Source organism: Geobacillus sp. YHL (genome assembly GCF_022341265.1).
Taxonomy (GTDB): domain Bacteria; phylum Bacillota; class Bacilli; order Bacillales; family Anoxybacillaceae; genus Geobacillus; species Geobacillus thermoleovorans.
Genome location: NZ_JAEIGB010000001.1, coordinates 171,214 through 195,535, shown reverse-complemented (window position 1 = coordinate 195,535; position 24,322 = coordinate 171,214). Strand labels below are relative to the sequence as shown.

The 24,322-nt window shown below is 54.0% G+C and carries 24 protein-coding genes and 3 other annotated features; of the genes, 1 reads left to right on the top strand and 23 read right to left on the bottom strand.

Translation table 11 applies throughout. The annotated features are described in order from the left end of the window. Nucleotides 1-243: 243 nt before the first annotated feature. The 6 genes from pheT to JCR24_RS00885 form a co-directional block, all read right to left on the bottom strand. On the bottom strand, nt 244-2,658 hold the full coding sequence (gene pheT, locus JCR24_RS00910) for a phenylalanine--tRNA ligase subunit beta (RefSeq protein ID WP_238979922.1): 2,415 nt from the start codon (nt 2,656-2,658) through the stop codon (nt 244-246). Between the two features lie 21 nt (nt 2,659-2,679). After that, nucleotides 2,680-3,714, bottom strand: a complete 1,035-nt coding sequence (gene pheS / locus JCR24_RS00905; protein ID WP_238979921.1) for a phenylalanine--tRNA ligase subunit alpha — start codon at nt 3,712-3,714, stop codon at nt 2,680-2,682. Nucleotides 3,715-3,814: 100 nt separating this feature from the next. Beyond that, nucleotides 3,815-4,050 (bottom strand) — a binding site (T-box leader). Nucleotides 4,051-4,105: 55 nt separating this feature from the next. Further along, nucleotides 4,106-4,477, bottom strand: coding sequence for a hypothetical protein (locus JCR24_RS00900; RefSeq protein WP_011232182.1), 372 nt, complete (start codon nt 4,475-4,477; stop codon nt 4,106-4,108). A 40-nt stretch (nt 4,478-4,517) separates the two neighbouring features. After that, nucleotides 4,518-5,273 (bottom strand): TrmH family RNA methyltransferase, encoded by a 756-nt coding sequence (locus tag JCR24_RS00895; RefSeq protein ID WP_238979920.1) that lies wholly within the window; start codon nt 5,271-5,273, stop codon nt 4,518-4,520. Next, complete coding sequence (msrA, locus tag JCR24_RS00890; RefSeq protein WP_238979919.1) at nt 5,270-5,794, bottom strand: peptide-methionine (S)-S-oxide reductase MsrA; 525 nt, start codon at nt 5,792-5,794, stop codon at nt 5,270-5,272. Before msrA ends, JCR24_RS00895 begins: the two co-directional genes overlap by 4 nt. 128 nt (nt 5,795-5,922) lie before the next feature. Beyond that, nucleotides 5,923-6,666, bottom strand: coding sequence for an HI0074 family nucleotidyltransferase substrate-binding subunit (locus JCR24_RS00885; protein ID WP_068894906.1), 744 nt, complete (start codon nt 6,664-6,666; stop codon nt 5,923-5,925). Between the two features lie 127 nt (nt 6,667-6,793). On the opposite strand from JCR24_RS00885, the gene sspI reads away from it, so the two are divergent. Then, nucleotides 6,794-7,003: a small acid-soluble spore protein SspI gene (gene sspI / locus JCR24_RS00880; protein WP_013524294.1), complete on the top strand. Its 210-nt coding sequence runs from the start codon at nt 6,794-6,796 to the stop codon at nt 7,001-7,003. A 31-nt stretch (nt 7,004-7,034) separates the two neighbouring features. On the opposite strand, the gene JCR24_RS00875 is transcribed toward sspI, so the two are convergent. From JCR24_RS00875 to polA, 17 genes are all read right to left on the bottom strand, one after another. Beyond that, nucleotides 7,035-8,120 carry a M42 family metallopeptidase gene (locus JCR24_RS00875; RefSeq protein ID WP_074044327.1) on the bottom strand — a complete coding sequence of 362 codons (1,086 nt, stop codon included), beginning with the start codon at nt 8,118-8,120 and terminating at the stop codon, nt 7,035-7,037. A gap of 93 nt (nt 8,121-8,213) precedes the next feature. Continuing rightward, nucleotides 8,214-8,699, bottom strand: a complete 486-nt coding sequence (locus JCR24_RS00870; protein WP_011232188.1) for a dUTP diphosphatase — start codon at nt 8,697-8,699, stop codon at nt 8,214-8,216. Nucleotides 8,700-9,117: 418 nt separating this feature from the next. Beyond that, the gene (locus tag JCR24_RS00865; RefSeq protein WP_047758142.1) at nt 9,118-9,369 is read right to left on the bottom strand and encodes a DUF1294 domain-containing protein; all 252 of its coding nucleotides are present in this window, start codon (nt 9,367-9,369) and stop codon (nt 9,118-9,120) included. A gap of 57 nt (nt 9,370-9,426) precedes the next feature. After that, on the bottom strand, nt 9,427-9,786 hold the full coding sequence (gene rplT, locus JCR24_RS00860) for a 50S ribosomal protein L20 (protein ID WP_011232190.1): 360 nt from the start codon (nt 9,784-9,786) through the stop codon (nt 9,427-9,429). 25 nt (nt 9,787-9,811) lie between these two features. Then, nucleotides 9,812-10,012 (bottom strand): 50S ribosomal protein L35, encoded by a 201-nt coding sequence (rpmI, locus tag JCR24_RS00855; protein WP_011232191.1) that lies wholly within the window; start codon nt 10,010-10,012, stop codon nt 9,812-9,814. Nucleotides 10,013-10,025: 13 nt separating this feature from the next. After that, nucleotides 10,026-10,610, bottom strand: a complete 585-nt coding sequence (gene infC / locus JCR24_RS00850; protein ID WP_075261478.1) for a translation initiation factor IF-3 — start codon at nt 10,608-10,610, stop codon at nt 10,026-10,028. Continuing rightward, nucleotides 10,605-10,738: a sequence feature (ribosomal protein L20 leader region), on the bottom strand. Its footprint overlaps the gene before it by 6 nt. A 226-nt stretch (nt 10,739-10,964) precedes the next feature. Then, nucleotides 10,965-12,923: a threonine--tRNA ligase gene (thrS, locus tag JCR24_RS00845; protein WP_081130549.1), complete on the bottom strand. Its 1,959-nt coding sequence runs from the start codon at nt 12,921-12,923 to the stop codon at nt 10,965-10,967. 59 nt (nt 12,924-12,982) lie between these two features. Then, nucleotides 12,983-13,213, bottom strand: a binding site (T-box leader). Nucleotides 13,214-13,258: 45 nt separating this feature from the next. Further along, nucleotides 13,259-14,134: a putative sporulation protein YtxC gene (gene ytxC / locus JCR24_RS00840; protein WP_011232194.1), complete on the bottom strand. Its 876-nt coding sequence runs from the start codon at nt 14,132-14,134 to the stop codon at nt 13,259-13,261. Between the two features lie 333 nt (nt 14,135-14,467). Further along, the gene (gene dnaI / locus JCR24_RS00835) at nt 14,468-15,409 is read right to left on the bottom strand and encodes a primosomal protein DnaI (RefSeq protein ID WP_013144524.1); all 942 of its coding nucleotides are present in this window, start codon (nt 15,407-15,409) and stop codon (nt 14,468-14,470) included. A gap of 11 nt (nt 15,410-15,420) precedes the next feature. Continuing rightward, on the bottom strand, nt 15,421-16,806 hold the full coding sequence (locus JCR24_RS00830; protein WP_131872166.1) for a replication initiation and membrane attachment family protein: 1,386 nt from the start codon (nt 16,804-16,806) through the stop codon (nt 15,421-15,423). A gap of 104 nt (nt 16,807-16,910) precedes the next feature. Further along, on the bottom strand, nt 16,911-17,372 hold the full coding sequence (gene nrdR, locus JCR24_RS00825; RefSeq protein ID WP_013144522.1) for a transcriptional regulator NrdR: 462 nt from the start codon (nt 17,370-17,372) through the stop codon (nt 16,911-16,913). Between the two features lie 67 nt (nt 17,373-17,439). Continuing rightward, nucleotides 17,440-17,838: an aminotransferase class IV gene (locus JCR24_RS00820; protein ID WP_069304458.1), complete on the bottom strand. Its 399-nt coding sequence runs from the start codon at nt 17,836-17,838 to the stop codon at nt 17,440-17,442. Between the two features lie 123 nt (nt 17,839-17,961). Continuing rightward, complete coding sequence (gene speD, locus JCR24_RS00815) at nt 17,962-18,336, bottom strand: adenosylmethionine decarboxylase (protein WP_011232199.1); 375 nt, start codon at nt 18,334-18,336, stop codon at nt 17,962-17,964. Between the two features lie 314 nt (nt 18,337-18,650). Further along, nucleotides 18,651-19,679, bottom strand: coding sequence for a glyceraldehyde-3-phosphate dehydrogenase (locus JCR24_RS00810; RefSeq protein ID WP_014196517.1), 1,029 nt, complete (start codon nt 19,677-19,679; stop codon nt 18,651-18,653). Between the two features lie 116 nt (nt 19,680-19,795). After that, nucleotides 19,796-20,401 (bottom strand): dephospho-CoA kinase, encoded by a 606-nt coding sequence (coaE, locus tag JCR24_RS00805; RefSeq protein WP_014196518.1) that lies wholly within the window; start codon nt 20,399-20,401, stop codon nt 19,796-19,798. Nucleotides 20,402-20,428: 27 nt separating this feature from the next. Beyond that, nucleotides 20,429-21,253: a DNA-formamidopyrimidine glycosylase gene (mutM, locus tag JCR24_RS00800; protein WP_238979918.1), complete on the bottom strand. Its 825-nt coding sequence runs from the start codon at nt 21,251-21,253 to the stop codon at nt 20,429-20,431. A 330-nt stretch (nt 21,254-21,583) separates the two neighbouring features. Then, nucleotides 21,584-24,220, bottom strand: a complete 2,637-nt coding sequence (gene polA / locus JCR24_RS00795) for a DNA polymerase I (RefSeq protein WP_047758145.1) — start codon at nt 24,218-24,220, stop codon at nt 21,584-21,586. Nucleotides 24,221-24,322: the final 102 nt, after the last annotated feature.

Sequence of the window (24,322 nt, the reverse complement as noted above, 5' to 3'; positions counted from 1 at the left end):
AAAAGCCGCTTGTCCATTTTTTCGACTGCCAAGGCTTGCCTCCATCACGTCTTGGCAGTCGATCCAATGCTTAGGAAAAGCGAAGAATCTTAAAGCTTCAAATGGCATCTATATGCATGTTTTGGACATCAGGCGATGATTCAGCGGAACCTTCCAAATCCTATTTCCTTGCTCCGATTCTATGCCATCCATCCAAAAAAAGCTGTTCCAAAAGCGAGTCGCTTTTTGGAACAGCTTTTCGTTTTACCCGCGCAGCACCGCGCCAAATTGTTTCTCGACCGCGGCGAGCACCCGCTCGTGGACGGCGGCGACTTCTTCATCCGTGAGCGTCCGCTCCGGATCGTAGTAGCGGAGCGAGAAGGCGAGCGATTTTTTCCCGTCCGGCAGGCGGTCGCCTTTGTAGACGTCAAAGAGGGAGACGTCTTTGACAAGCGGTTTCCCGGCTTCTTCGATCGCTTGCTTGAGGGCGCCAGCTTCGACGTTTTCGTCGACGACCAAGGCAATGTCGCGCACGACGGACGGGAATCGCGGAATCGGCTCGTAGCGGATCGCTTCACTTTCGGCGTTCAACAGCTCGGCCAAGGCGAGCTCGAAGACGTACGTTTCTTTTAAATCGTACTCTTTTTGCACGGCCGGATGGAGCTGGCCGACAAAGCCGATGACCCGGCCGTCAAACACAATGTCCGCCGTCCGTCCGGGATGCAAATCGGCGCGTTTCGCCGGGCGGTACGCGATGCGCTTGGACAGCCCAAGCAAGTCGAACAACCCGTCAAGAACGCCTTTGGCGACGTAAAAATCAGCCGCTTTTTTCTCGCCTTGCCACAAATGGGCGTGCCATAAGCCGGTGAGAACGCCGGCAAGCCGCTCGTTTTCCGCCGGTTGGACGTGTTCTCCTTTGGACAAGTAGACAGAGCCGATTTCGTACAAGGCGACGTTCTCGACTTGGCGGGCGCGGTTGTAGCTCGCCGCTTCGAGCAGATGCGGAATCAAGCTTTGTCGAAGAACGCTCCGCTCTTCGCTCATCGGCAGCGCCAAGCGGATCGGTTCGGCCGTCTCAAGCGCAAAGCGCGTCGCTTTGTCCGGGCTCGTCAACGAATACGTGATCGCTTGGAACAAGCCGGCTCCTTCCAAATAGCGGCGGACGCGGCGGCGCTTCGCCTGGTACGGCGTGAGTCCGCCCGGTTTCGCCTCGGCCACCGGCAGCGTCGCCGGCAGGCGGTCGTAGCCGTACAAACGGGCGACTTCTTCAATGATATCTTCTTCAATTGCAATGTCGCGCCGACGCGACGGGACGTGGATCGTGAACGTTCCGTTGTCTTCCGTAAACGGAAATTGCAAGTTCGAAAGAATCGCGGCCACTTCCTCTTTCGACATTGCCGTGCCGAGGACGCCGTTGATGCGTTCGAGCGTGACCGTCACCACCACTGAGTCTTGGCGCCACACGCTCGCTTCGACGATGCCGCCGACGACCTCGCCGCCGGCGTATTCCGACATCAACGCCGCGGCGCGATCGAGCGCTTCTTTCGTCCGCGCTGGATCGATCCCTTTTTCAAATCGGGTGCTCGCCTCGCTGCGCAGCCCGTGGTCTTTCACCGCTTGGCGGATGACCGGGCTTGTAAAGTACGCCGCTTCAATGAACACGGTCGTCGTGTCGTCGCGCACTTCCGAATTCGCCCCGCCCATCACGCCGGCTAAGGCGACCGGCTCGCGGCCGTTGGTGATGACGAGATGTTCTTCCGTCAGCTTCCGCTCGACATCATCAAGGGTGATGATCGTTTCGCCCGCTTTTGCACGGCGGACGACAATCTCCTTCGAACCGAGGCGGTCGTAGTCAAACGCATGAAGCGGCTGGCCGTACTCAAGCAAAATGTAGTTCGTAATGTCGACGACGTTGTTGTGCGGGCGAATGCCGGCCGCCATCAAACGCGCTTGCATCCAAAGAGGCGACGGGCCGATCCGGACGTTTTTCACAATCCGCCCGGCGTACAGCGGATTGTCTTCCGGCGCCTCAACGCGCACGGAAATGTATTCATGGACATGTTCGCTGTTTTCCTTGACCGCCGCTTCCGGCAGTTTTACATCGCGGCCGAGAATGGCGGCGACTTCATAGGCGACGCCGATCATGCTTAAACAATCGGCGCGGTTGGGCGTCAAGGACAGTTCAAGCACTTCGTCATGCAAGCCGAGCCACTCGATGGCATCGGCGCCGACCGGCGCGTCGCTCGGGAAGACGAAAATGCCGTCCGCGTATTCTTTCGGCACGACTTTCGTTTCGACGCCAAGCTCTTGGAGCGAACAAATCATGCCGTTCGATTCTTCCCCGCGCAGCTTCGCCCGTTTGATTTTGAAATTGCCCGGCAGCACCGCCCCGACTTTGGCGACGGCGACTTTTTGCCCTTTGGCGACGTTCGGGGCGCCGCAAATGATTTGCACGGGTTCGTCCTCTCCCAAGTCGACAAGGCATTTCCGCAGTTTATCCGCGTTCGGGTGCGGCTCGCACTCGAGCACATGACCGATGACGACTCCTTTCATTCCCCGGTCAAGCGCTTCGACCCGCTCGACTTCAATGCCGCTTTTCGTAATCCGCTCCGCGAGCTCTTTGGCGGTGATGCCCGTCAAATCGACGTATTCCCCTAGCCAACGGTAAGAAACGAGCATTCCCAACTCCTCCTTTTTCTGTTACACACGCAAAAATTGCCGCAAGAAACGTAGATCGTTTTGATAGAAATGGCGGATGTCATCAATGCCATACTTCAGCATCGCGATCCGCTCCGGCCCCATGCCGAACGCAAAGCCGGTGTACGTTTTCGAATCAAAACCGGCCATCTCAAGCACGTTCGGATGCACCATGCCGGCTCCTAAAATTTCGATCCAACCGGTGCCTTTGCAGACGCCGCAGCCCCGCCCTTCGCAGCGGAAGCAGGACACATCGACTTCGACCGATGGTTCCGTGAACGGGAAAAAGCTCGGCCGGAAGCGAATGTCGCGCCCTTCCCCGAACAGCTTGCGGGCAAATTCGCGCAGCGTCCCTTTCAAATCGCTCATCCGGATGTTCCGGTCAACAACCAATCCTTCAATTTGCGTAAACTGGTGCGAATGCGTCGCATCATCGGTGTCGCGGCGATACACTTTGCCCGGGCAAATGATTTTCACTGGGCCGCGCCCGCGGTGCTTTTCCATCGTCCGCGCCTGCATCGGCGACGTATGGGTGCGAAGCAAAATCTCTTCCGTGATGTAAAACGAATCTTGCATATCGCGGGCCGGATGGCCTTTCGGCAAGTTGAGCGCCTCAAAGTTGTAATAGTCGGTCTCCACTTCCGGCCCTTCGGCGACCGTATAGCCCATGCCGATAAACAAGTCTTCAATTTCTTCAATGACACGCGTCAGCGGATGCGGGTTGCCAAGACTCACAGGCCGGCCCGGCAGCGTCACATCAATCGCCTCGGCAGCCAGCTTCCGCTCGACTTCCTCCTGTTCCAGTTTCGCTTGTTTCGCCTCGAGCGCCTGCTGGATCGCCGTTCTCACTTCATTGGCCAGCGCGCCGATTTTCGGGCGCTCTTCTGGCGGCAATGCCCCCATGCCGCGCAGCACTTCGGTGATCGGCCCTTTTTTGCCTAAATAGGCGACGCGCACGTCGTTTAGCATTCTTAAGTCGCGGGCTTGGCCGATTTGTTCGAGCGCCTGGCGTTTCAGCTCGTACAGCCGTTCTTTCACATCAATCCCTCCTCATTTCAGTTGAACGCTCTCCCACTTACGCTCACGCGTAGAAGCGGGGGGCTTCTCGGTTTAAGATGATAAAAAAAAACCCGCCCCGGTAAGGGACGAGTTGTTGCTCGCGGTACCACCCTTGTTAACAGCATAAGCGTGCTGTTCACTTCATTGCGATAACGGCCGAAAGCCGGAACACCTTTACATCCCTCGTCGGGATGGTCCCGGTGTCAACTCAGGAGGTGAACTTCACTTGCGTCGGCCATAAAAACGCTCCCAGTCTATGGCGTTTTCTCCCTGGATGGCGAACAGCAAGCTACTTTTCTCCGTCATCGTTGTTGTCCGTATGGGAAATTGTCGCTATTCATTATACGCAAATGAGTGGGCAAAGGCAAGGTCAGGCCGAAATTTCTTTGCGCAGCTCATCGATTTCCGCTTCCTGTTCAATCGAGCGGATGGCAAGGCGCTCCATAATTTTTTCCTGCCGCACTTGCCCTTCCTTGAGCGCGGCGACATCTTTTTTGACCCCCAACATGTCTTTTTTCATGGCATCCATGTCTTTTTTCATGGCATCCATGTCTTTTTTCATGGCGTCCATGTCTTTTTTCATGGCGTCCACATCACTTTGAAGGCGATCGACTTTGTCTTCGAGTTGTTTCACGCTTCCTTGCAGCTTGACGATATCCATGCGCATTTGTTCGATGTAGGCCCCTTGAACATCAAGACGCTCGAGCACAGCGTTCAATAACGCCCGCAGTTCGCCATCCATCTGTCTCCGCTCCCTTGTCCTATTGATTTTCGATTCTATTTTACCGCACCGCCTGCAAGGAATAAAGCAAAATTCCGGCCGCAACGGCGACGTTCAGCGACTCGGCGCGGCCGTAAATCGGGATGTACACGTTCTCTGTCGTTAGGCGCAGCAGGTCGGGTCGGACGCCGCTTCCTTCATTGCCGACGAGCAAGGCGAACGAAGACGATTGTGGAACGGTGCGGTAATCGACGGCGTTCTCCAAGGCGGTGCCGTACACCGGAATGCCCTGCTCCTTGAAACGCGCGATCCATTGTGCCAGATCGCCTTTGACAACCGGAAGGTGAAACAGCGACCCTTGCGTCGCCCGCACCACTTTCGGATTGTACAAGTCGGCGCATCCCTCACCGAGGATGACGGCATCGATCCCAGCGGCATCGGCGGTGCGGATCATCGTCCCAAGATTGCCCGGATCTTGCACGGCGTCAATAAGCAAGGCGGTCTTCACGCCTTCAAGCTCGGTCGACAGCTGCCGGCACACCGCGGCGATGCCTTGCGGCGTCTCCGTGCTGCTGATCGCTTTCATCACCGTTTCAGTCACAATCACAACCGGGACACCTGTGACGTTCCAGCCGGGCGGGACGGCCGTCCGCTCATCAACGATCAGCTCGACAAGGGGCGCGTTGCTTTTTATGGCCTCTTCGACAAGATGAAACCCTTCAAGCAAAAACAATCCAGTCTCATCGCGCCCTTTTTTTGTCAGCAGCTTTTTCCATTGTTTGACGCGCGCATTTTTCGGCGATTCGATCCGCTTCACCGCTTCGTCCCCCAATGTTTGGCGATAAATTCGTCACGCCCCGAGGCGGCTCGATCTTGCTTGTAATGTTCCGGATTTTTCTTATGGTAGTTTTGGTGGTACTCTTCCGCCGGATAAAACGTGGTGGCCGGCAAAATTTTCGTCACGATCGGCTTGGAGAAGCGCCCGCTTTCCTCGAGCGCCCGCTTTGACTGCTCGGCGAGCTGGCGCTGTTTTTCGTTATGGTAAAAAATCGCCGTCCGGTATTGCGGCCCGCGGTCGTGAAACTGGCCGCCGTCATCGGTCGGGTCGATTTGGCGCCAATACAGCTCCAAGAGCCGCTCATACGGAAAGACGTCCGGGTCGAAGGTGATTTGCACCGCTTCGTAGTGGCCGGTCGTGCCGGTTTTCACTTGCTCGTATGTTGGATTTTCCACATGTCCCCCTGTATAGCCGGAGACGATGCCGTAAATGCCATCGAGCTCCTCAAACGGCGTCACCATGCACCAAAAGCAGCCGCCGGCGAATGTCGCTTTCTCCATTGTGTCGTCACCTCATGCGTCAAGTTTCTTCCTTTGATTATAGCAAAATGTGTGCCGTTGTCATCTTTCACGACCAAAGCCAAGTTCCTTCACAAAGCCAAGCGCGTTCCGTTCCGCACGCCGGCCGCTCATGTCGCCGAGTCAAGCCGTTGTTTCATTTCGTCAAGCAAGCGGTCAAACAGCGGGATATAGTGGGTGCGAATGCGTTCATACATGTCCATGGCAGTTTCTTCATCATACGTATGGGACGTCCGGTTGCGGTCTTCGAGCATGCGAAGCCATGTCTCTCCGTCTTGAATCAACCCTTCCCGAAACGCCTCGCGAATCGTTTTCCTCGGACTCGTCACTTCAGCGTATCCCTGATGCTCCAAATAAAGTTTCATCCATTTCCATGCTAGTTCGTACGTGAATTCAAAGCGTTGAATGGTCGCATCAACAACAAGGTCATCCGTTTGGGCGTCTCTTGCGGCACTTTGCCGGAGTTTGGAGAGCGCCCGTTCGAAATCGTAAAATCGATCCATCAGCCGGCTCATTGTGACCATCACCTTCCCGTGCTCGTTCGTTTGAAAAATCGTCTTTCCTTCTTGGTCAATATTCATTTTTAGCTGTTCGTTGTGAATTTGATTGTAATCAACAACATCGATCGGATAAATGATCGGAAGTTCATCCAAGTCCGATTGCAGGAGGTACAGCGGGCCTCCCGGTTTTCGAAATTGGATCGCCAAATCGATATCCGATCCTTCCTTGTAATCGCCTCGTGCTCTTGAGCCGAACAAAATGACTTTTTCAATGACATCAGCATAACGGGAAAATAGATGGAGCAGTTGGCGAAATACCGTTCGTTCCAATCCATAGAGCGGTTTCTCGTCCATCGCCGCCATCACTCATTTCGGTCTAGTTTTTCCTCTATTATACCATATACGAGAGCCGCTCCATGTATAAATCCGCCGCCATTGGCAAACGATAACGGTGTACAATACGGCCAACGAGGTGAGACAAATGGATTTGAACTTGCGGGAAGCCATTATGCACAACGTAGCCAACAACTCGAAAGAGCAGCTGGAACATACGATCGAAGATGCGATCCAACGAGGCGAGGAAAAATATTTGCCCGGCCTCGGTGTCCTCTTTGAAGCCATTTGGACGCATGCCAATGAGCAGCAAAAAGACATGATGCTCACAACACTCGAGCAGGCGGTTAAACAATGACGAACACCGGCCGAATCGGCCGGTGTTTTCATTAGTCAAACGTCAGTTGTTTCACTTTGTCGGCGTCAAGCCGTTTGATCACCTCAACAAGCAGCTTGACCGTGTTTTCGTAGTCGTCACGGTGCAAAATGGCGGCGTGCGAGTGGATGTAGCGCGTCGGGATGGCAATCGTGAGCGACGGAACGCCGATGCCGGTTAAGTGAATCGCTCCCGCGTCCGTACCGCCGCCTGGCATGGCATCAAAATGGTACGGAATGTTCAGCTCTTCCGCCACTTCGATGACAAATTCGCGCAAGCCGCGGTGCGACACCATCGTTGCGTCGTACAAGACGATGTGCGGGCCGGCGCCGAGTTTGCCCATCGCTTCTTTTTCCGACACGCCCGGCGTGTCGCCGGCAATGCCGACGTCAACAGCAAACGCGATATCTGGCTGAATGAATTGGGCGGCCGTGCGCGCGCCGCGCAAGCCGACTTCTTCCTGCACCGTGCCGACGCCGTATACCGTGTTTGGATGGTCGACGCCTTTCAGCTGCTTGAGCACATCGATGGCGACCGCACAGCCGATCCGGTTGTCCCATGCTTTCGCGAGCAGCATTTTTTCATTGTTCAATACCGTAAATTCAAAATACGGCACGATCATATCGCCCGGGCGGACGCCCCACTCCATCGCTTCCTCGCGGCTTGTCGCGCCGATGTCGATGAACATATCTTTGATTTCCACCGGTTTTTTGCGCGCCTCCGGCGGCAGAATGTGCGGCGGCTTCGAACCGATGACGCCGGTGATGTCGCCTTTTTTCGTCACGATCGTCACGCGCTGGGCGAGCATCACTTGGCTCCACCATCCGCCAAGCGTTTGGAAGCGGATGAATCCTTTGTCGTCGATTTGCGTCACCATAAAGCCGACTTCATCCAAATGGCCGGCGATCATCACTTTCGGCCCGCCCGATTTCCCTTCTTTTTTGGCAATCAAGCTGCCGAGGCCATCCGTTGTCACTTCATCCGCATACGGAGCTATGTATGTCTTCATCACATCGCGCGCTTCCCGCTCATTGCCCGGGACGCCTTTCGCATCGGTCAGCGCTTTCAGCATCGTCAACGTTTCGTCCAACTTCGCCATCTTGGCACCCCTTTCCGGTTTTGTCCACTTTTTTATTATACTTGAAAAGGCTGACGATTGGCAAAATGAATCATTCGCCACCCGAAAAAAAGATCAATAGCGCTCGTTTTGCCGCTTGTGGTTCACTTCATTTTTCCGCCGATACGCCGCCTCGATGTCGTCGGAAGAAAAACCGAGCGCCACGCCAAGCCGCCAATACTCCGCAAACAGCGCATCATATTCCCCTCGCGCTCTCGTCTCCCCGAACCGCTCGGCGGCGCGAAACACGGCAAGAAACTGCTCGACAAGCGGCCGTCCCGCCGACGGAGCTTCGTTTTCTTCATAAAACAAGCCGCACTCCAGCCCGAGCGACAATAAAAAATGCAAGCCGTCAACATATTCCTCAAGCACTCGCTCGGCTGGCGCGGGCGGTTTGATGCTCCAAAATTTAAAGCAACGCGTCTCATTCGCGAGTTCACCCAGCTCCACAAGAAAGGCGAGCTGCTTGCGGGCAAACAAATCTTCCTCCATCAAGCCATGCTCCGTTTCAATGCGCCGATCCAACATGCGCTGCATATCGTAAAGCAAAGGCCAATTCATCCTATTTCGCGCAGGAGACTCCCACTTCAACGACCAAAGGGAGTAAGTGGGAGAGGAATGCGCGTTCCCCCTTTCTTTTGTGTATGATATAATAAAGGCGTGGAGAAAACCGTTCAATAAAGGCACTCCAATAACTGCTACTCGATGTATGGAGTTGGTTACAGGAAACGTTGTAACCGTAAAACATCGAGCGTAGGTCCGTCTGTTGTGTGTGGAAGCCAAGTACTGCCAACAGACACACCGAGAGAATCGGTAACGATGCAGGCATGACCTGCGTCGTTGGGTAGTCGTCAACCTGCCCCCTGATGCAACCCCAAGTCAAGGAAGGAGGACGAAGTCCGTTTGCACTTCTGGGGAGTTGCAAGCCCCCACTTCAAGCGTTAGCTAAGTGGGAGTAGTTGACTCTCTCCTCCCCTTTCTACCTCATCCATCGCCAATAGAGAAACAGCTCCACCGCTGCCAACAGCGGCAAACCATAGCGAAACGTCCGATGGCGCGTTTTATGACGAAACGTGTACATGCCCGCCATTGCCCCCAGAGCTCCACCCAACCACGCCAGCAGCCAAAGCGTCCGCTCGGCGGTGCGAAAGCGGCGGCGCTTCGCCTTGTATTTGTCGACCCCCATCACGAAAAAAGCGAGAAGGTTGATCGCTATCCCGTATTGTACCATATCGATCCCTTTCCTTGATAAGAAAATGGCCACCCTGATCAAGGATGGCCATCGTTGTTATTTATTCAAATTCGCTTTCGCCAAGTCGGCGAGTTGGGCGAACGCGGCTTGATCGTTCACCGCCAAGTCGGCGAGCATTTTCCGGTTCACTTCCACGCCGGCCAGCTTCAAGCCGTGCATCAAACGGCTGTAGGACAAGCCATTTTGGCGAGCCGCCGCGTTGATGCGGACAATCCACAGTTTGCGGAAGTCGCGCTTCCGTTGACGGCGGTCGCGATACGCATACATGAGCGATTTCATCACTTGTTGGTTCGCGACTCTATATAATGCGTGTTTCGCGCCGAAATAGCCTTTTGCGAGTTTTAACACTTTTTTGCGACGTCTGCGCGTCACTGGTCCACCTTTTACGCGTGGCATAATCGTTCCCTCCTATAGTCGGTCGTTATTTCAAGTTGTCAAGCATTTGGCGGATGCGTTTGAAATCGCCAGGCGAGACAAGCGTCGCTTTGCGGAGATGACGCTTTTGTTTTTTCGTTTTATTGGCAAACAAGTGGCTCGTATAGGCATGACCGCGTTTTAATTTGCCGCTGGCCGTTTTTTTGAACCGTTTCGCCGAGCCGCGGTGAGTTTTCATTTTTGGCATCGCAGGTTCCTCCTTACTTGTTGTCGTTTTTCGGTGCGAGCACTAAAAACATGTTGCGCCCGTCCATTTTCGGCGCCGTTTCGACAACGGCAATGTCGGCGCACGCTTCCGAGAAGCGGTCAAGGACGCGTTGCCCAATTTCTTTATGGGTGATCGCCCGACCTTTAAAGCGGATCGTCGCCTTCACTTTATCGCCTTTTTCCAAAAACTTGCGCGCATTGCGCAGCTTCGTGTTGAAGTCATGCTCCTCGATCGTCGGGCTGAGGCGCACCTCTTTGACGTTGATCACTTTTTGTTTTTTGCGCGCTTCTTTCTCTTTCTTCTGCTGCTCGAAGCGGAATTTGCCGTAGTCCATGATGCGGCAAACGGGCGGTTTGGCGTTCGGCGCGACAAGCACAAGATCCAAGTTGCGTCTTGCCGCAATCTCAAGCGCCTCCTGCTTCGACTTGATGCCAAGCTGTTCGCCGTTTTGGTCGATCAAGCGCACTTCACGGGCACGAATTTGTTCGTTGATAATAAAATCTTTGCTAATAATGAGCCACCTCCAAGGTTTTTTCCGACTGGCTTGTTTGCCAGCAGAGCCCCACTTCCAGCCCAAAAAAAAGCGCAGATGCACAAAGCACCCGCGCAGTACGTCCTTACACTCGCATTGACGAACCGTAACAACCTGCCAACAGCCGTCTTGGCGTCGGTCAGGTGAGAAGCGGGGTGCTTCTGCTTTTGTTACAAACAAGCAATCATTCCACTTTATACACTATACCACCTTGGCGATGGCATGTCAAGGAGCGGATCTTGATAAACACAACGTCCTTTATTATAGCGGATCAACATTCAATTGGCAAGAGAAAATCTTGTTCACGCCGCCATTTCTTTGAAAAACCGCCCATGACATGGGCCATCGCCACCGTTGCTTCCTTGTAGCGCTTGAACGTTTATGTCGCCTGTCAACGGTTTATTGCGCTTTCCCTAATCTTGTCCGTTTTTCCCGCACATCGTCAGCGAGCAAGGCCATAAACTTGTCAAGCCCCATCGTCCGGCTTTCTTTTTCTCCATAGCGGCGGACGTTGACCGCTCGCTCAGACACTTCTTTATCGCCGACAACGAGCATGTACGGGATTTTTTGCATTTGCGCTTCGCGGATTTTATAGCCGATTTTTTCGTCGCGCTCGTCGACTTCGACGCGGAAGCCGCGTTCTTTCAGCGTCCGTTGCACGTCATACGCGTAATCGAGATGCGCCTCCGGCGACACGGGGATCACTTTGACTTGAACCGGGGCGAGCCATGTCGGAAACGCGCCTTTATACTCCTCGATGAGGAACGCGACAAACCGCTCCATCGTCGAGACGACGCCGCGATGGATGACGACCGGACGATGCGGCTTCCCATCCTCGCCAATGTATGTCAAATCAAAGCGCTCGGGCAACAGGAAGTCAAGCTGCACCGTCGAGAGCGTCTCGTCTTTGCCAAGCGCCGTGCGCACTTGCACATCGAGCTTCGGCCCGTAAAACGCCGCTTCCCCTTCCGCTTCGTAGTAATCGAGGTCGAGCTCGTCCATGGCTTCCCGCAGCATGCGTTGCGCTTTTTCCCACATTTCATCGTCATCATAATATTTTTCTTTGTCATGCGGATCGCGGTAAGACAAGCGGAACGAGTATTCCTCAATGCCGAAATCCTTATAGACTTCCAAAATCAAGTTGACGACGCGCTTGAACTCGTCTTTGATTTGGTCCGGGCGCACGAAAATGTGGGCGTCGTTGAGCGTCATGCCGCGGACGCGCTGCAGGCCGGTAAGCGCTCCAGACATTTCATAGCGGTGCATCGTGCCGAGCTCGGCGATGCGGATCGGCAGCTCGCGGTAGCTGTGCAGCTTGCTTTTGTAAATCATCATATGGTGCGGGCAGTTCATCGGACGAAGCACAAGTTCTTCGTTGTCCATCTCCATCGGCGGGAACATGTTTTCTTTGTAATGGTCCCAATGGCCCGATGTCTTGTACAGCTCGACGCTGCCGAGCACCGGTGTGTAGACATGATCGTATCCGAGCGCCACTTCTTTGTCGACGATGTACCGTTCGATAATGCGGCGGATCGTCGCTCCTTTTGGCAGCCATAGCGGCAAGCCTTGTCCGACTTGTTGCGATGTCGTAAACAGCTCAAGCTCTTTGCCGAGCTTCCGGTGGTCGCGCTCTTTCGCTTCTTCAAGCAGGCGCAAATAACGATCCAAGTCTTCCTTTTTGAAAAAGGCCGTGCCGTAGATGCGCTGCAGCATTTTGTTGTTGCTGTCGCCGCGCCAGTAGGCCCCCGAGATGCTGAGCAGCTTGAACTCTTTGATTTTTCCAGTCGACGGCACGTGCACACCGCGGCAAAGGTCGAAAAACTCGCCTTGCTCATAAATCGAAATCGGCTCGCCTTCCGGAATATCGGCGATCAACTCGAGCTTCAACTCATCGCCGATTTCTTCATACAGCCGGATGGCTTCTTCGCGGCTCACTTCTTTGCGGACGATGTCCAAATTTTCTTTGACAATCTTGCGCATTTCCGCTTCGATTTTCGGGAGGTCGTCTGGCGTCAGTTTATGCTCCATGTCGATATCATAGTAAAAGCCGTTTTCAATGACCGGACCGACGCCGAGCTTGACGTTGCCATACATCCGCTTGATCGCCTGCGCCATTAAGTGGGCGGTGCTATGGCGCAAAATGTCAAGCGCCTCCGGCATGTCTTGGGTAATGATGACAAGCTCGCCATCTTCGTGAAGCGGCGTGCGCAAATCAACGAACCGGCCGTTCAGTTTGCCGGCGATCGCTTTTTTCTTCAGCCCCGGGCTGATCGAGGCAGCGATGTCTTCCGTCGTCGTCCCCTTCGGAAACTCCTTTTCCGCCCCATCTGGGAACGTGATGCGAATGACGTCTGGCATCGGCAATCACTCCTTTGTCATGATGATGAAAATGGAAAAATAAAAAAACTCCTCCCTCCTAAAGGGACGAGTTTTCATCGTGGTTCCACCCTTCTTCCCATGGCAGCGCCTCGCCATGCCATGGCTCAACAAGAATAACGGTCGTCCACCGGCGGCAACTACTGGGCGTTGCGTTCGCTGCCGCAGCTCTGAGGGGGTAAGCGCATTTTTCGTGTTAGGAAGGTTCCAGCCGCTGCCTTCCCTCTCTGGAAACCGTAAAAATGCACCCATGTCCTCGTCATCGCTTGTATTCATCCATATTCATGACGACATTATAGCGAAAACAGCAGGAAAAATCAAGCTTCTCCCCCATTTCCAGCGTTGGCGGCAAACAAGCGGGAAAAATCGGCGCGGCGGCAGACGATCAGCCGTTCTTGAAACACGTTTTGCAGTGTCTGCACCATGCCGTCATCCGGATGATCGGTGTACAGCTCAATTTCCGCCGGAGCGAGCGAGACAAGCGGAGCGAGCACCGATGCATCAATATACATCGGCTGGCTGAAGACGAGATGGCGGTCGATCAACTGTCTCACTTCCGCCGCCGACAGCTCCCGCCGCTCGCTGTCGTAAAATACGAAGTGCGGCGGATCGTGCACCAAATACAGGCGCGGCCATTGCGGCGTCCGGCCAGCCAGGCAGTCGCGCAGCATTTGCACAAAATTTTGATACTCCTGCTCCAGCTTGTATTCATCAATCGCCAGCTCGACATAATGTTGGAGGCGCTCCATATACGGCTTTAACCGGAACGTAACGAACGAAGAAAACGAAAATGACAAGCCGTCGCGCAAAAAGGAGGCAAAAGCGTCGCGCAACATCACGGTGCGCGAGGCGGCAAACGCCGCGCTTTTCCGGTAATCGCGCCGCTCGCCGTCCAAAAACGAATGAGCGAGGGCCAAAATTTGCTGCTGTTCTTCGACGTCGCGGAAATAAAAAACATTGGCAATGATGGATAGCAGCAGCCGGTCTTCCATCACCTCCTGCATAAACGCCGTCATCGCTGGGATGATATGCTCCTCAAGCACACGCTTCTCCTCGCCCTGTATGTAAACCGCCACGGTTTTGTTCCCGTCATAAGCGGCATGAAACAGCGGACCGTCATCCGGTTGCCGGTGATCTAGCAGCCCAACCAATTTTTCCGCCTCGCTTGCCTCGTCAAAATGGATTTCGATCACCCGCTGTCCCCCCTTTAGCCCGAAAGGAATGCTTGGTTTATATATATGGGGACAACGGGCTGTTTAGACTAAAAAACCACAAAGCTTAGCGGCGTTCATTGTTCGAGGAGAGGGTGCCCCAAAAGGATCGGGACACCCTTTCTTATTACCGTATACAGGCATAAAACAAATATGTTGTGTTTTGTTTAAGGGAAATTACCCTTTTGGGTCAGCCCCAGTCGGCAAACGAACCGCTTGCCGACTACGGCAGAAAAGCTAGAAACAGAACCTGCTCAACTAGTTTTTATGGGTTAATCAACATGCCTGTGCAAACGGCAACGTTTCAAATCGCCTTTATATATTTTGCTCACGGCGGTTCGGTCCAGTGATTTCAATCGGATAGGCCAAATAGCGGATTCGCTCCATAATGCGCGCCGCCTTCACCTTCTCTTCTTCGCCGCGCTGCGAATACGTCAAATGATGGGCGAGCTGCTGCATATCAAAGTTCGACGTGAAAAACGTCGGCAAGTTTTCAAACATCCGGTATTGCAAGATCGGGCCAAATACATCATCGCGCACCCAGCTTGACATCGCCTCCGCCCCAAGGTCATCGAGCATCAGCACCGGCACTTTTTTGATATAATCAAGCTTTTCGTTCATCGTCTGGTCTTGAAGCGAATGTTTCATCTCACGAAACAGCTCGGGCACGTAGACGATCAGCGACGAAACGTTTCGCTTCGCCAGCTCGTTGGCGATCGCGGCGAGCAAATACGTTTTGCCCACCCCAAACGATCCGTGCAAATACAAGCCTTTCATTTTTTTCCCTGGCTCGTATTCCGCCACAAACCGCTCGGCAAATCGGATCGCTTTGATCCGCCCATCGTCATTGAGATCGACGTCAGAGAGCGAAGCACGCAAGATTTCGCGCGGCATGAACATGCTTTGAATGAGCGACTCTTGCCGTTTTCGCTCGTCATGCTGCACTTTTTTTGGGCAGCGGTCGTACTCAACGTCGATCCTTCCACCGTTGACCACCAAATTTGGATGGTACCCCGGCAGCATGTTGTTGCATCGCTCAAGGCCCGGACATTGGCGGCAATTCCCGTGCTGCTCGATGAACTCATACAGCTTCATCAAGCTGCGGTCAACCGCATCGGCCGACAATTGCCGTTCGTGCGCCCGCAAAAACGGCTGCACGTCCGGATGCTCCAAAATGTAGCGTTTCATTTGTTCGTAGCGTTGTTTAAACCGTTGATTGCCAAGCAACCGCTGCAACAGGTGGTTTACTCGTTCCATGGCTTTTCCCTCTATGATTCATCACGGTATTTTTTCAGCCGTTCCTCAAGCTCTTTGCGCGCCTGTTCGACGTCAAAATCATCATCATCCGGCTGGCTGTAATCCATGTTCAGCCAGTCCGGGACGATTTCCGTGCGCACGACTTTGCGCACCGTCCGCGTCCCTTTTTCCTTTTCGTTCGCCCAGTTTTGGTATGTTTTCGCCTCTTCTTTCGCCAGCTCCATTGCTTCCTTCACGGTTTTCACCTTTTTGCGCGCCCAATGGCTGGCGATTTTTTCTACGTATTTTTTCGACAGCTTCATATTCGTCCGGAGCATGACATAATAAATGAGCACGTTGACAACTCCGGGGAGCAGCTGCTGCTGGAACATAATGTCTTCGATCAACTGCAAATCAGCCAGCGACGGCTCAGCGCCGCCTGAAATCTCTTTCAGCAGCTGGCGCGGGGAAATTGTTTCCAGCTGTTTCATTAGTTGCTCCTCTTTTGTGCGCGGTTCGATGTTTTCCATCGTCCGGTAGGCGAGCGGCTGCACTCGTTCGACGAGGCGCGGCTCGACACCGCCATGTTCGAGCTCATACCATTCGCGCGCCGCCCGGCGCAACGCGTCAATATCGATATGATAGGCCGGATCGATGACGCCAAGGACCAGTTTTTGCATCTCAAGCGGCGGAATGCCGTATAAAAACGCCAGCTTTTTAATCGCTTCCTTCACTTTCGCTGTCACAGCCCGGCGCGGCACAAGCTGCTTGGACAGGCCGGCAAAAAACAGCTCAAAGTCGAATACATCATCATCGAGCACATACGACGCCTCATCCCGCCTGATGTGATCCTTCCCTTCAAGCAGCTCGGGCCCGGCTTCTTCGCTGAGGCCGGCGACGATTTGTTCAGCGGGCACGGCCGAAAACACGTCGGAAAATGACCGCGTCACCTGGGTGAATTTCGTTTCATCAATGGACGGACGGGCAAAAAAGTTGCTCAGCTGGATAAACAAGTGGCGGCCGACTTGCCGGTGCAAAAAAACGCTCAACATCTCGTCGCGGAAAAACTGGTCTGGCGCCAGCGGCGGACGCAGCTCATAAAGAAACAGCTTCGGTTCATCCGCCTCTGGAGCGTGGACGTATGTGTTGAGCAGCCCGATTCCTTCGAGTTTCAACCGTTCGCTGTAAATGTCCGGCAGTCCGCACTGCATGAGCGCCATAAGCCGATGATGGGTCGCTTCCTGGCCGTCAAGCAGCTCAAGCTCCCCCCAAAGCGTCATATAAAGCGCCAACGCCCGGCAGCCGATGAGCGGCTGGTAAAGCAGCGTCAGCACTTTACGGTCCACCTCTTGCAACACCCCACGGCTTTGCACGGTATAACGGTCGACAGCAATCAGCTCTTTCCAATGGTGCTGCATCGCTCCGACCTTCCATTCCGCCGTATTCGTTTCAAACCGGCTCTCCCCTTTCCTGCCGAAAAGACGTTGAAAAAAGGGCTTGCCGCCTAACGCCAAAGCCCTTTTTACCGTTGCCCTTTTTTGATCAGCTCTTTCAGTTCTTCAATGAACACATTAATATCTTTAAACTGCCGATAGACGGAAGCGAAGCGGACATAGGCGACCTCATCGATGTGTGACAGGCGCTCCATCACCATTTCGCCGATCGTTTCGCTTTTCACTTCCGAGACGCCTTGATTGCGCAGTTCGCGCTCAATTTCCTGCGTCACTTTTTCAAGCTCCTCGAGCGCCACCGGCCGCTTCTCGCACGCTTTGATCAAGCCGCGCAAAATTTTCTCCCGGCTGAATTCTTCGCGCGTTCCCTCTTTTTTCACAACAATCAGCGGCGGCTCCTCGATCCGCTCAAACGTCGTAAACCGATAATGGCACTGTTCGCACTCCCGCCGGCGGCGGATCGAACGACCCTCTTCAACCGGGCGCGAGTCAAGCACGCGCGTGCCTTGATGATGGCATGAAGGACATCGCATAACATCCACTCCGTTGATCTTCTTATTTTCTATCATACCGGAATGGACGAAAGCAGACAAGATATAGTTAGCTGTTCAGTCCGGAACCGATATAGGGCAGGCGGGCGTCGAGCTTCCGATACAAATCGAGAATGACCGCCCGGCTATGCCCAAAATCAAACGGCAATAGCTTCGTCTCCGTCGTCGCGGAAAAGTCGACCGCCGTTTCAAACGGCCGCACGGAAATGACGGTAGCGACGATGAACAACTTTTTGCCGCGCTTTGTTTGCGCACAAATTTCGCCGCGCTCTTCGGAAACAGAAACGAGCTCGGCGCCGGGCAGCGACGAGAGCAGCTCCTTGACCGCATCGATGACGGCGCGGTTCGTCGCTTTGTAATAATGGCTTCTTAGCTCTTCATCTTCATGATTTTCCCGCGTTTCACAATGGTTTGTGAAGGCGTATTTGATTGTTTTCCACATGCTCATTGCCACGTCTCCCTAGTCATTCTTTTTCTTCCATCATACCATGATTTTCGCCGCTGTTGTACCGCCGAGGGCGCAAAAAAAGGAGCGTTTCGCTTACGCTCCTTTCGGTTTATCATGATCCAATTACAGCGCCTGCGCCTTTTTCACTTCGATCGGGCGCATGCCGCGCGGAAGTTCAATCGTTTCCCGCGTTTGCGCGCCCAGCATTTCGGCAATGTAATCGGCGGCAATCGTCGGGTCTAAATGGCCGCATGTATACACATCAATGCTCGCATAGCCGTGTTCGGGAAACGTGTGAATCGTCAAATGCGATTCCGAAATAATGACGACCCCGCTTACGCCTTGCGGAGCGAATTTATGGAACGCCACTTCGCGAATCTCCGCTCCCGACTTTAACGCGGCGTCAACGAACGTTTTTTCAATAAAATCAATATCATTCAGTTTGTCAAAGTCGCATCCCCAAAGTTCCGAGATAACGTGACGACCCATCGTGTCCATGAAAAGAATCCCCCTTTAACCAATTTTCTCAAACAAATAAAAAAACAGAAAGTGAGTTGCAAAATGGCATGTATAACTACCACGGGGGAAAGTTAGTCCTAAGAGGTCCTAACCCTTTAAGTAGTCACATTACCCTTGCCGTTAAGAAGTTCACGAGACATAGTATACTTTGTTTAGGGGGTTTTTGCAACAGGCTTTTTTAATTTTTTTGCATAAAAAAGAGAAAAAGCGCCCACGCCCGCACCGTGGCCCGATCCGTTTGTGCGGATCGCAAAAGCCATAGCGCAGGCGGCGCGCTTCACATCGAACCGCTGTTACGCATTGACGCTGAGACGCTCATTCATTTTGGCCGCGACAAGATGGGCTAAATCAACGACGCGGCACGAATAGCCCCATTCATTGTCATACCAAGCGAGCACTTTCACTTTTCGCCCTTCCATCACCATCGTCGACAGGCCGTCGATAATCGCAGAATGCGGATTCGTATTGAAATCGATCGAGACAAGCGGCTCCATCGTGAAATCCAAGATGCCTTTCAATGGGCCGTCGGCAGCGCGGATCAGCGCCTCGTTCACCTCATCAACCGTCACATCGCGCTTCAAGTCGACGACCAAGTCGACGAGCGAGACGTTCGGCGTCGGGACGCGGAGCGCCATGCCATGAAGCTTCCCTTTTAAATGCGGCAGCACTAGGCCAAGCGCTTTCGCCGCTCCCGTTGTCGTCGGGATGATCGACTGCGCGCATGAGCGGGCGCGGCGCAAATCTTTATGCGGGTTATCGATGTTTTTTTGGTCGTTCGTATACGCGTGAACCGTCGTCATCAGGCCGTTTTCAATCCCAAACGCTTCATCGAGCACTTTGACGACCGGAGCCAAACAGTTTGTCGTACACGAGGCGTTCGAAATGATGAAATGGCGGTCGATGTCAAGCATATGCTCGTTGACGCCAACAACGATCGTCACATCTTCATTTTTGCCCGGGGCGGTTAAAATGACGCGCTTCGCCCCTGCCTCAAGGTGAAGGCTCGCCTTTTCGCGGTCGTTGAATTTTCCGGTCGCTTCAATCACAATATCGATATCAAGCTCTTTCCACGGCAGCTGTTTCGGGTCGCGCGAGTTTAACAGCCTCACTTTTTTGCCGTTGACGAGCAGGCCGTCTTCCAAGGCGATGACCTCACCGTCAAATTTACCGTGGTTTGAGTCATATTTCACTAAATGGGCTAACGTTTCCGGCGGATAGCTGGCGTTCACCGCCACAATGTCGAGGTCAGAGGAATTGATGGCGCGCCGGAACACCATCCGTCCGATTCGTCCGAAACCGTTAATCGCCACTTTCGCCTTCATTCACTTTGTTCTCCTCTCATATATGTTATACTATTTTCTTATATTCGTATAAATAGTATATCATATTTTTAGGAAATGTGGAGAACAAAATGACTGAAAGCGAACAAAAAAGACGCCTATTTTTCCAAGGCGTCCCATTGTTTCAAAATAGCCAACAGCTGACGGCGTGTCTCTTCCCTCGTTCCGTTATTGTTGATGACCGCGTCGGCCCGCTTCATTTTTTCCGCCAGCGGCCATTGAGCGCGAATGCGGGCGCGCGCTTCTTCCTCAGTGAACCCGTTCCGCTCCATCAGCCGGCGAAGCTGGATGTCATCGTCAACATACACGACAAGTACTTTATCGACCCAGGATGTCAATCCGCTTTCAAATAAAAGCGGAATGTCCAATACGACCGTTTTCGCCCCGGAACGGACGAGCGCTTCTTTCTCCGCGAGCATTTTCTGACGCACCGCCGGGTGAACGATGGCGTTTAGCTTTTTCCGTTCTTCTTCGTCGTTGAACACGATCGCCCCGAGTTTCGCCCGATCGATCTCTCCATTTGTCTGCAAAATGCCCGGACCGAAGGCGGCGACAATCTGACGGTAGGCGTCTTCCCCCGGTCGGACGACGGCGCGCGCCGCTTCGTCAGCATCAATGACCGGAAGGCCGAGCTCGCGCATCATCGCGCTCACCGTGCTTTTGCCGCTGGCGATCCCGCCGGTCAATCCGATCGTCAACGTCATGGAACCTCTCTCCTTTTTACACGCCGCCTAGCGCTGGCAGCACGGGCAATAATGCGTGCCGCGGCCGGCGACGACCGTTTTTTCAATCGGCGTGCCGCATCGTTTGCACGGATTGCCTTGGCGGCCATACACGTACAAATGATGTTGAAACGTGCCGGCCTCGCCTTGCGTGTTCACATACGTGCGCACCGTGCTTCCCCCTTTCATGACCGCCTCGCCGATCGTCGCCACCATTTCCTCATGCAGGCGCTCGATCTCTTTGCTGGAGAGAGAGGCGGCCGGCCGGCCGGGAAGAATGCCGGCGCGAAACAGCGATTCGTCGACATAAATATTGCCAAACCCAGCCACGACCGTCTGATCAAGGAGCAACGCTTTGACCGACCGTTTCGTTTTCACCGCCCGCTCCGCCAATACAGCTGGGGAAAACGCCGGGGAAAGCGGCTCCGGCCCAAGCTCAGCAAGCGGCGGCCGACGGTCAGCTTCTTCTTTGGCATAAACGTGCATCGTTCCGAACTTGCGCACGTCGCGGTAACGGAGTTCGCTGCCGTCCGTGAAGCAAAACACGACGTGCGTATGCGGTTCGAGCGGCTCGAGGGCAGAAGCAACGGCGTAGCGCCCTTCCATGCGCAAATGGGAAATGAGTGCATCGCGGTCGAGCAGGAATTTCAAAAACTTCCCTCTCCGTTCCAAACCACGCACCGTCTGTCCGATCATTCTTGCCGCAAACTCCTCGGGGTCTCGCGGATGGCGGATGATGTTCGGCCAAAAGATGCGCACATCCTCAATCGTTTTTCCGACAATAAGCGGCAAAAGCGTACGACGGATCGTTTCCACCTCCGGCAATTCCGGCATGGCGATCCCCCCTTTCCTCCGTTTTCCTGCATCGTTCCCGCCGACGCTTTCGCATTGACGCCGGTTCATCCGCCGAGAGAAAGATTCTCCATGGGGCGGCAGCTGTTTCGCTCCAATTCATCGAGTTGCAGCCGAGAATCGTCGCACCGAAAGATTCTGCCTAGAAGGCCGGTGAGAAACGCTGATTTTCGCAAAATCGGCCATGTTGGTTGAGAAGGACGACTCGATGTTCCAAGGCTTCTCAACTGGAGAAGAGTCGTTGTGAAACTGCTTTTTCATTCCATCACAGGCCTTCTTAAGGGTGCCGGCGATCCACACCAAGACTCCTTTTTATTTCGCGTCATACCATGTCGAGCCGTAATGGTAATCGACTTTGAGCGGCACGCGAAGTGTGACCGCTTGCTCCATCACTTCCGGAACGAGCCGGCACAGCCGCTCCATCTCTTCTTTCGGCGCCTCCAAAATGAGCTCGTCATGCACCTGCAGCAAAAGGCGCGCTTGCAGCCGCTCTTCCTTCAGTCTGGCGTTCAGATCGATCATCGCCTTTTTAATAATGTCAGCGGCGCTCCCTTGAATCGGCGTGTTCATCGCCATCCGTTCAGCAAAGCTGCGGACGTTGAAGTTGCGGCTCGTGATATCCGGCAAATAGCGGCGCCGATGCAGCAGCGTCGTCACATACCCTTTCTGTTTTGCTTCTTGCACAATGTTTTCCATATACCGCTTCACGCCAGGGAAGCTTTCGAAGTAGCGCTCGATGAATTCAGCGGCCTCTTTGCGTGAAATATTTAAGTTTTGCGCCAAGCCGTAATCACTGATCCCGTAAACGATCCCAAAGTTGACCGCCTTCGCCTGACGGCGCATGTTGGGCGTCACTTCGTCCTCGCTCACTTGGAAAATGTCCATCGCTGTTTTCGTATGGATATCCAAATCGCGGCGGAACGCTTCCATTAAATTGTCATCTTCCGCAATATGGGCGAGGACGCGCAACTCAATTTGCGAGTAGTCGGCAGCGAAAATGAGCCAATCAGACTCCGACGGCACGAACGCTTGGCGGATTTTCCGTCCTTCCTCAAGCCGAATCGGAATGTTTTGCAAGTTCGGCTCCGTCGAGCTGAGCCGTCCGGTTTGCGTCAACGCCTGATTGAAAATCGTATGCACCTTCTTTGTATCGGGTCGCACGACTTTCAGCAATCCTTCAATATACGTCGACTGCAACTTGCCAAGCTGGCGGTAATGCAAAATGTTTTCCACGATCTCGTGATAAGGCGCAAGTTTTTCAAGCACATCCGCCGAAGTGGAGTAGCCGGTTTTCGTTTTTTTCAAGACGGGCAGCTGCAGTTTTTCAAATAAAATGACGCCGAGCTGTTTCGGTGAATTGATGTTGAATTCTTGGCCGGCGAGCTCATAAATGCGCTGCTCGACCGTGCGCAGCTGCTCGGCGAGCTCTTCGCCCATCTGTTCGAGCCGCTTCGTATCCACTTTCACTCCGGCAAATTCCATTTCCGCCAAAATCGAAGACAACGGCTGCTCGAGCTCGACGAGCAACCGATCTTGTTCGTTGCGGCGCAGCTCATCCAAAAACGGACGTTCGAGCGCCCAAATCGCCGCCGCCTTGCGGACCAAATGCTCGGCGAGCACTGGCTCATCCGGCACGGCCCGCTTCGCCCCTTTGCCATACACCGCTTCATCCGGGCGCACCGCTTCGTATTGCTTCATTTTTGCTGCGGCAGCCACATCATCAACACCTTGCGCCGGATCAAGCAAATAGGCGGCCAGCAATAAATCAAAGGAAACGCCGCATAGCTCAATTCCTTTCCATTTCAAGGCGACTGCCGCGCGCTTTGAGTCAAACATGCTTTTTTTCTTCGTTTCATCACCAAGCCAGGCGACAAACTGCGGATCGGCAAGCGCCGTCTCCGGGCGCAGGAAAAACCGTCCATGTTCGTTGACCACAGCGATGCCGACGATCGGCGCATCATGATAATTTTCCTCGACCACTTCAACGACAAGCGCCGCCTTGTCGGCAAGCATCTCCTCCGTCACGCGGTCAGCAAGCGTAAATGCCATCTTGGCAAGCGGTTTTTCCTCTTCTGATGACGGCGATTCCATTTTCTCTAAAAACGATTGAAACCCAAGCTCTTTAAATAAAGCGACCACTTTCTCCCGGTCTTCCCCTTGATAGACGATGTCATCAAGCGAGAGCTCGACCGGGGCGTCGCGGCGAATGGCGGCGAGCTTTTTGCTTAACAGCGCCATCTCCCGGTGTTGGCGCAGCGTTTCTTTCAACTTTTCGCCTTTGATCTCGTCAATGGAGGCAAGCACGTTTTCGACCGTGCCGAATTGCTTGAGCAGCTTGACCGCCGTCTTTTCCCCGATGCCCGGCACTCCGGGAATGTTGTCCGATTTGTCGCCCATCAATCCTTTCAAATCAACGATTTGTTCCGGAGTTAAGCCGTATTTTTCGCGGACCGCCTCCGGCGTGTACGGTTCGATATCGGTAATCCCTTTTTTCGTAATGTCCACCGTCACATGGGGGGAGGCGAGCTGGGTCAGATCGCGGTCGCCGGAAATGACTTTCACCTCAAACCCTTCCTGCTCAGCGCGGGCGGCAAGCGTTCCGATAATATCGTCCGCTTCGTAGTTCTCGAGTTCATAGGCGGGGATGCGATACGCCCTCAGCAGCTCGCGCAACAGCGGAAACTGCTCCGACAGCTCCGGTGGCGTCTGCTGGCGCCCACCTTTATACTCTTGAAACGCTTCATGCCGGAACGTCGTTTTCCCGGCGTCAAACGCGACAAGCATATGAGTTGGCTCTTCTTCCGCCAAAATTTTATTCAACATCATCGTAAACCCGTAGACGGCGTTCGTATGGATGCCTTTGTCGTTATGCAAAAGCGGCAAGGCGAAAAAGGCGCGGTACGCCACGCTGCTGCCGTCGATTAAAACAAGCTTTTTTTTCAATCTCATCCCTCCTCGGATGCTTCCTTGTCCTATTGTACCATGCCTGCGGCTTGCCTTGAACGCTCTCCCACCATGATGGGAGGCGCCGATTCATCCCGTGCTCACGCT